This is a genomic window from Streptomyces sp. NPDC004647, from assembly GCF_040609575.1.
Lineage (GTDB): Bacteria > Actinomycetota > Actinomycetes > Streptomycetales > Streptomycetaceae > Streptomyces.
The window spans coordinates 1-2,819 of sequence record NZ_JBEXKU010000186.1 but is presented as its reverse complement, the minus strand read 5'-3'; the positions used below and the strand labels follow the sequence as shown (position 1 = coordinate 2,819).

The 2,819-nt window shown below is 59.6% G+C and carries 2 protein-coding genes and 1 pseudogene; all 3 read right to left on the bottom strand.

Translation table 11 applies throughout. The features are described from left to right. Positions 1–211 (bottom strand): annotated as a pseudogene (locus tag ABZW18_RS34485) (hypothetical protein); the annotation flags it as partial. 59 nt (positions 212–270) lie between these two features. Further along, positions 271–1,725, bottom strand: a complete 1,455-nt coding sequence (gene ltrA / locus ABZW18_RS34480; protein WP_356195401.1) for a group II intron reverse transcriptase/maturase — start codon at positions 1,723–1,725, stop codon at positions 271–273. Between the two features lie 41 nt (positions 1,726–1,766). Further along, on the bottom strand, positions 1,767–2,009 hold the full coding sequence (locus ABZW18_RS34475; protein WP_356195403.1) for a reverse transcriptase N-terminal domain-containing protein: 243 nt from the start codon (positions 2,007–2,009) through the stop codon (positions 1,767–1,769). Positions 2,010–2,819: the final 810 nt, after the last annotated feature.

Genomic DNA, 2,819 nt, shown 5'->3' with positions numbered 1-2,819 from the left:
CGACAGGATCGGACCAAAGTTCGTGCGGCGACTTCATGTCACAGCCCGGTTTGACGACAATCTTTCCGGCTTTGGTCTCCCGCAGATCGGCCTCGTTCATCTCGGTCATGAAGCGGGTGGAGCCGCAGATCACGACGATACGCGGGAGGCTCAACAGCTTCTTCGCGTCGGCGAGTTTCTCCTCGGGGGTGAGCAGTTGCGGGTATGACAGTCGGGTAGCCGGGGCGCATTGCTGCGCCCCGGCCCCCTCAGAACCGTGCGTGCGACTCGTCACCGCACACGGCTCAAGCGGGCCTCTGGCCGCTCGGACTTGGTGTTCTTCTTCCGGTCCCCTGCGTGGAGTTGTTGATGACATAGCGTGTGTACGACCTCCAGGTTGCTGAGGCGGTGTGAGCCGCCCAGACTGCGGTAAGTGAGGTGATGCACGTGGATTCCTCGGTATCGAGCCGTGAACCACCTCGCCCAATCGTTGACGTCATCGGGGTCGTACCCCGCGCCTTCAATCAGGTCCTGTCCACATCTGGCACACAGTCCCTTCTGGCGGGCCGCCAAAGAGAGAATCCGTTTGGATTCGATCTCAGGGAACCGCTTCCGGGATCGACTTCTCCAGTAGCTTTCCAGCTCCGGATCATCTCGGGAAGCGTCTCCCTTGACGATGACGTGCCGGACAATTCTGGTCCAGGCGAACTTTGGCAGATTCTTAGCCCGAGAGCCGAACACCCACCTATCACCTCGACCTTCCTCGAACTGACCCCAGTATCTTTCCCGAATCCATCGGCCGGTCTTATTGGGATGACAATGGTGCGCCCATCGCCGCAAAGCCCTATACATGAAGTCATCAAGCTGCTTGAAGATCTTCGTCGAGACGACGTGACGGTAGTAAGTAGACCAACCTCGAACCAAGGGTGCGAGGGCACCAACCAGCCGTTCGGCTGACGATCCGCGATGGGCGCGGATGGTGTGTTTGATCTTCTCCTTGACCCGTCGAACTGCGTCCTCACTCGGCTTGATGAGCATCTTGCCCCTGTATCGGCGAATGTTGAAACCAAGGAAGTCAAAACATTCTTCGAGATGGACGATGCGCGTCTTCTCGTTATTGAAGGCAAGCCCTCTCGGCGTCAGCCAGTCCGTCAACTTGGTCTTAAGATCCCATGCCTCCTCTTCCGTGGCGCAGAGCGCCACGAAATCGTCGGCGTACCGAATGAGGGCCGGAGAATGCTTCTTCTTCGTGCCGCCCTGTGGCAGGTTGGCACCAATAGCATTTCCCATCCCATGCAGGGCAATGTTCAGCAACAGTGGACTCACGACACCACCTTGTGGCGTGCCTTCAGTCGTATGCGCATAGACACCCTGCTCCATGACCCCAGCCCGGAGCCAACCCTGGATCTGCCGCCGGCCTGGGAACAGGCCGATCGAGTCCATGAGGTGGTCGTGACTGATGCGGTCGAAGGCTGCCGACAGATCTGCGTCGAGGACCCAGAGCCGCTTGGAGCGCTTCTTGGCAGCCACCGTGAAGATCGCCTGAATCGCGTCTTGGCAACCGCGGCCGGGACGGAATCCGTAGCTCCGCCCTTCGAAACGCGCTTCCCACTCCGGCTCCAGGGCATTCTTCACCCTTGCCTGGTTGACGCGATCCTGAATGACGGGGATTCCGAGCGGCCGGGTCTTCCCGGTGGCCTTCGGGATGTACACGCGCTTAACGGGCTTCGCGGATGAAGTCGGCAAGGCGAGAGTTCTCCTTGCCATCCGCCCACGCTTCTCCGGGGTCAATGCACAGCCCCATCGATACCCGCTGTCTTCTTTCCGGCACTCTGCTGAGTCACCCGACGGACGCTTGTCAAGGCATTCGCCCTGGATCGCAGCATGAGCTTTTGCAGATTGCGAACCTGCTTCAGATCACCCTTCCTCGCGGCCCTGTAGATCCGCTGGCGCAGTCGCTTTACAGACTCTTCCTCTGATCGCCAGTCGATGCTGGCCCAGAATTCAGCATCGCCCGAAGGTCCGTTCATCGAGAGGACTGGCGTCGCATGGGACAACTTCCTCCTCCTCTCTCTGTCCAACTTGTCCTTCGGTGCAAGTCTCTGCCCTTTGGTACCTACATGGCCCACCTGGTCCACGTGGGCCCCCTTTCGGGGCCAGTCATCAGACTGGTATCCGCCAAGTTATAGCCAGAAGGAGAGAGCTCCTTAATCCTGGCCTTTCCTCCGAGCTTTCGCTCTGACGGCATTCGCTTCTTGGACCATCCTGTTCCCGCACGGGATTTCTGTCTTCGTTGCCTCCGACTTACCGGTTGACTTCCGGACCCATACGGGGTTTCCACGTTCCACTGAAACTAGATACTTCCGGATTGGGCGCCCTCTTTAAGCCGACTCCCACGGTGACCTACGTACGGGGACCAGATCCCCACGTCCCTTGCTGAAGGGACTACGCCGTGTGACGCCTTGCAGCGCCGGGAGTTGTCACCGCCGATTTCCGACCATTGACGCGGTGTCAGGATCACGACCCGTAAATACAAGGGTTTACTTTCGTTCGCCCGCCCGGAATTCCCCTTCGCTTGTGGCTCGGTGATGGCCCACCGGACCCTTGAGCTTGACCACCTCGGCTCAGCACCTCCGCGTTACCGCAGACGCACCCGAGGCTGGGGACCGACCATTGGTCACGGGCCGGGGGAGGCGCGTTCTCTCATTGCAACTCCCTCTAGTTTTTAGCGACTTCGTGTCGCACCTGGTTCCTCCTGGTGGTGTGGTCCAAGGGGTGCCTGCGGAGACGAGAACGAGGGTGTCCAAGATCGTTTTGTGACGAACGACGTGGACACCCTC